6 protein-coding genes are annotated in these 4224 nt (G+C 45.1%); 3 read left to right on the top strand and 3 right to left on the bottom strand.

Translation table 11 applies throughout. The features are described from left to right. Positions 1–155: 155 nt before the first annotated feature. From PX482_RS23430 to psbH, 3 genes are all read right to left on the bottom strand, one after another. Positions 156–377: a hypothetical protein gene (locus PX482_RS23430; protein ID WP_196219876.1), complete on the bottom strand. Its 222-nt coding sequence runs from the start codon at positions 375–377 to the stop codon at positions 156–158. A gap of 120 nt (positions 378–497) precedes the next feature. Further along, positions 498–746 (bottom strand): TatA/E family twin arginine-targeting protein translocase, encoded by a 249-nt coding sequence (locus PX482_RS23425; RefSeq protein ID WP_002762408.1) that lies wholly within the window; start codon positions 744–746, stop codon positions 498–500. A gap of 104 nt (positions 747–850) precedes the next feature. Beyond that, on the bottom strand, positions 851–1045 hold the full coding sequence (gene psbH / locus PX482_RS23420) for a photosystem II reaction center phosphoprotein PsbH (RefSeq protein ID WP_002736544.1): 195 nt from the start codon (positions 1043–1045) through the stop codon (positions 851–853). Positions 1046–1489: 444 nt separating this feature from the next. Between psbH and PX482_RS23415 the strand changes: the two genes are divergently transcribed. The 3 genes from PX482_RS23415 to PX482_RS23405 all read left to right on the top strand — a co-directional run bounded on the left by PX482_RS23415 (position 1490) and on the right by PX482_RS23405 (position 4012). Further along, a complete protein-coding gene (locus PX482_RS23415) occupies positions 1490–2089 on the top strand; it encodes a superoxide dismutase (RefSeq protein ID WP_002762409.1) in 600 nt (199 codons plus the stop codon). A gap of 272 nt (positions 2090–2361) precedes the next feature. Then, positions 2362–3156 (top strand): alpha/beta fold hydrolase, encoded by a 795-nt coding sequence (locus PX482_RS23410; protein ID WP_002762410.1) that lies wholly within the window; start codon positions 2362–2364, stop codon positions 3154–3156. Continuing rightward, on the top strand, positions 3116–4012 hold the full coding sequence (locus PX482_RS23405; RefSeq protein WP_043999386.1) for a tRNA (5-methylaminomethyl-2-thiouridine)(34)-methyltransferase MnmD: 897 nt from the start codon (positions 3116–3118) through the stop codon (positions 4010–4012). Before PX482_RS23410 ends, PX482_RS23405 begins: the two co-directional genes overlap by 41 nt. Positions 4013–4224 lie beyond the last annotated feature (212 nt).

Raw genomic sequence — 4224 nt, 5'->3', positions numbered from 1 at the left:
GGCCCCCAAAACCTCAAAGGGATCGTGATGGAGGTTGTTGACGATTTGATGGACTTGTTCGGGGGATACCACTATAGACATTCATTTACCACTCTTGACATCTACAATACTTATAGCAAGGAAATAGTCATTTTTTTGTTGCCTTCTGGGAATTCTCAAACTGACGGTATATTCTGCCGACTTAGGGTCTGCTGAAAAAGTTTTTCGTGGGGGTAGGGTGTGGGGTGTGGGGTGTGGGGTGTGGGGTGTGGGGTGTGGGGTGTGGGGTGTGGGGAAGTGGGGTGTGGGGAAGTGGGGAAGTGGGAAGAATAAATAAAATAATCTCCTGTCTCGGAGTCTCCTGACGACCGGCTCCTGACTCCTGACCCTAACAACAATTTTTGATTTTTACAAGAGGTCTATGGTAAAACTGCCAATTTAATCCGGCTCTGGTCATTCCCGATGTTAATCTAGCGGATAGTCTCGAATTTGACCTACTCTACATCTCTACACAGTTCTTAACTGGAACGAGTTTGATCCCTAGGAGATTGACTTTCTTCTAATTCAGCTTTGATTTTTACCGAGTCTTCAATCTGCTCGGCCTCTCGCTTAAATTCACTTTCAAATTCCTTGGATGCTTCTTGAAATCCTCGAATCGTTTTGCCTAAACTGCGACCGATTTCTGGTAATTTTTTCGGTCCGAAAACTAGCAGGGCAATCAAGAGAATTAACCCCATTTCCGGCAATCCAATCCCAAAAATATTCATGTTTTTGCTCCTAATAAAAAACTCGCGGTGGGCAATAACCCACCTGCCAAAGTCCGAGGGATAATTCTGCCGCCAAAAATGGCGACGAGATTGTTGGAATCTGCTTACTGACCCCAATCTACATTAAATCCTTCTAAAATTAGGGAGGAGTTGTAGATCTGTAAAATAATCAGCAAAAAGACTAAAAACAGAGCCATAAAAACTCCCATCAGCAAGGTAGTTCCCCAACCGGGAGAAACTTTACCATATTCCGAGTTGAGGGGACGAAGGATTTCACCTAAGCGTGTACGCTGTGCCATAAGTTACCAAGAAAGATCTGTAAATGATAATTTTGTATTGATCCGTAATTTGACGAAGTGCCAACCGGTCAACCCAGTGAGATAAAATCTACTGCTGTTTCCAGTGGAGCTTTTTTGGTCTAATTCCGAACGGAATCGTTTTTCGCCTGCCCTGCCACGCCCACAAGAATCTGCAAGCGCCTACAGTACGGGAATTATTTTAACATTGTTTGGTGATCTTCTCAGGATTTAGGAGATGGTCGATGGGAGTTGAGGTGATGGGGGAGAAGGGAGATGGGAGAAAAAAGCTGATCGATCAGTGATCACTGATCAAGTCTCCTTCGGTGCTATGATTGAGGGTGTAAAGTTTTATTGCAAAGGTATTCGTCTTGGTTAAGCTGAATACTGACAAAAGGTTAACAACACTACCTTAAACAAGCTCTCAAGAGAGGATACAGAGAACACATGGCTTACACACTTCCCCCTTTACCCTACGATTACACTGCCTTAGAGCCTTGTATCACCAAAAGTACCCTAGAATTCCACCACGACAAGCACCACGCCGCTTATGTCAATAACTATAACGGTTTGGTCAAAGATACGGAACTCGATGCTCTCTCTTTAGAAGAAGTTATCGTTAAGGTTGCTGGTGATGCCTCTAAAGCTGGGGTTTTCAACAATGCCGCCCAAGCATGGAATCATAGTTTTTATTGGGACTGCATGAAACCGGGTGGTGGCGGTGCGCCTACCGGTGCTTTAGCCGATAAAATTAACGCAGATTTCGGTAGTTTCGAGAAATTTGTCGAAGCTTTCAAAACTGCGGGCGCTACTCAATTCGGTAGCGGTTGGGCTTGGTTGGTTCTCGATAACGGTACTCTCAAAGTTACCAAAACCGGCAACGCTGACAATCCTTTAACCGCCGGACAGGTTCCCCTCTTAACTATGGATGTGTGGGAACACGCTTATTATCTCGACTACCAAAATCGTCGTCCCGATTACATCAGCGACTTTTTAACCAAGTTGGTTAATTGGGATTTCGTGGCTGCTAATTTAGCAGCGGCCTAAAAATTTAGCTCAGTTAATCCAGTTATCAGTTATCAGTTATCAGGGATTGGGGAGCAGGGAGAAACCATCCATAGGTTGGGGGTTAATAAGCTAAACGGCTTTTACTTCGGATCACCGATATAGACTCCAAAAGGGTTATAGCTGTTGGATCATGCAGGTTAAGCGCCGTTTAGCTTACTACTCTTAAAATTGGCCAATCTCTCTAATATTAATTATCCTTAAAATAGATAACCAGAAAAAACTTTTTTAACATCGATCGCGCTTGTTGCACAATGGAACAACCTGTCAGTTGGATTATTCCCCGTCATCCCCGTCCCGATTATCCCCTGTTTGTATTTTTACCCGGAATGGATGGCAGCGGCCAACTCTACCATCGTCAGATTAAAAACCTTGCTCCTTACTTCGATCTGCGTTGTTTGGCGATTTCCCCGCAATATCTCGGTGATTGGGAGGAATTAAGCGATTGCGTGATTGCTTTATTGGCCCAGGAATTAAAGGGACAATCGAGAAAAGTCTATCTCTGCGGTGAGTCTTTTGGTGGCTGTTTAGCCTTGAAAATAGCGACAAAATCAGCAAAATTAATTAAAAAACTGATTTTAATTAACCCCGCTTCTTCTTTTAATCAAAGACCTCTTTTAAGCTTGGGAATCGGTATCACCCAGATAATGCCCGATTTCATCCACGGCAGCTCGGCACTAACTATTTTACCCTTTCTCGCCGCTCTCGGTCGAATATCCCGGGAAGATCGCCGCTCTCTCCTCAAAGCCATGCAATACGTCCCACCGAAGACGATTAGCTGGCGTTTATCCCAGTTACAACGGTTTCAGGTTAGTGCCAGCGAGTTAAAAGATCTGCAATTGGAGGTGTTAGTGATAGCCAGTCAAGGCGACCGACTGTTACCATCGGTAGCGGAAGCTAAACGCCTAATTCAGCAGTTACCCGCCGCAAAATTAACGATTCTGCCCAATAGTGGTCATGCTTGCCTGCTGGAAACCGATATTCACCTCAAAGACATTCTCCATCACCATGCTTGTCTCCCCCGAAGCTTACCCGCAAAAAGTCACTGAGGATGGTTCTTATACCTTTTTTTCGACCGAATTCGGCGAATGTTATCATTCTACCTCCGGGGCAAGGGAAGAGGCTGAGAAAAAATTTATCCTCTCCAGTCGTCTGGCAGCGAAAGCAGACCAGAGCAATAATCTGAAAATTCTTGACATTTGTTACGGCTTAGGGTATAATGCCGCCGCTGCGTTGGCAGCCATTTGGCAAGTTAGGGGGGATTGTCGGGTAGAATTATTAGCTTTAGAAAGCGATCGAATGGTTCCCCTAGCGGCTATTAGAGAGAATCTCTTAAATAGTTGGAATCAACCAATTCCCGAATATTTAAATGATTTTGCCCATAATCACCGGCTAGACTTGCCTAATCTCACCGCTAAACTGTTAATCGGGGATGCGCGACAGACGATAACCAAGGTGATTGAGGCGGGTTTTCAAGCAGAGGCAATTTTTCTCGATCCCTTTTCCCCGGGTAAATGTCCGCAACTGTGGACGGTGGAGTTTTTAGCTTTAGTGGCCAAATGCCTGAGTCCGACGGGTTATTTAGTCACCTATTCCTGTGCTGCCTCGGTGCGAAGGGCTTTACAATTAGCAGGATTGCAGATTGGAGCCACCGATAGCGTCGGACGGCGATCGCCAGGGACAATAGCCAGTTTTTTGTCCTTACCCCCATCTCTATCGGCACAGGAACGGGAACATCTGCAAACTAAAGCCGCTATTCCCTATCGAGACGCGACTTTAACTGACCCAGCCGAAGTGATTATACAACGTCGTCGCAGCGAACAGGCTCTCTCTGATTTAGAACCGACTAGCCACTGGAAAAAACGTTGGCAAAGATCGTTTAATTCGATCGAAATCTCGGAATGAGAATAATGTAGGTAAGTAAGTAGTTATAATTAAATTGAAGATAGATTTTGCCTCTGATCCCCCCTGCCCCCCTTGATAAGGGGGGTGCCGATCCCCCCTTAATCCCCCCTTGATAAGCTATCCATTAGTCACATCTTTCTTAACATAAAATTTGACAAAAAGAGAAAAGTGTGCCAGATGGCTCAAGGGGGTTCTATGGGGGAACTAATTTG

The sequence above is a fragment of the Microcystis sp. M53602_WE12 genome (genome assembly GCF_030065455.1).
Taxonomy (GTDB): domain Bacteria; phylum Cyanobacteriota; class Cyanobacteriia; order Cyanobacteriales; family Microcystaceae; genus Microcystis; species Microcystis aeruginosa.
Note: the sequence above shows the minus strand (reverse complement) of the source record. Positions and strands in the feature narration are given on the sequence as shown.

Bases quoted from the DNA above. Each gene is read 5' to 3' on its own strand.
- PX482_RS23425 (WP_002762408.1), bottom strand. From the start codon at position 746: ATGAATATTTTTGGGATTGGATTGCCGGAAATGGGGTTAATTCTCTTG.
- PX482_RS23405 (WP_043999386.1), top strand. From the start codon at position 3,116: ATGCTTGTCTCCCCCGAAGCTTACCCGCAAAAAGTCACTGAGGATGGT.
- psbH (WP_002736544.1), bottom strand. From the start codon at position 1,045: ATGGCACAGCGTACACGCTTAGGTGAAATCCTTCGTCCCCTCAACTCG.
- PX482_RS23415 (WP_002762409.1), top strand. From the start codon at position 1,490: ATGGCTTACACACTTCCCCCTTTACCCTACGATTACACTGCCTTAGAG.
- PX482_RS23410 (WP_002762410.1), top strand. From the start codon at position 2,362: ATGGAACAACCTGTCAGTTGGATTATTCCCCGTCATCCCCGTCCCGAT.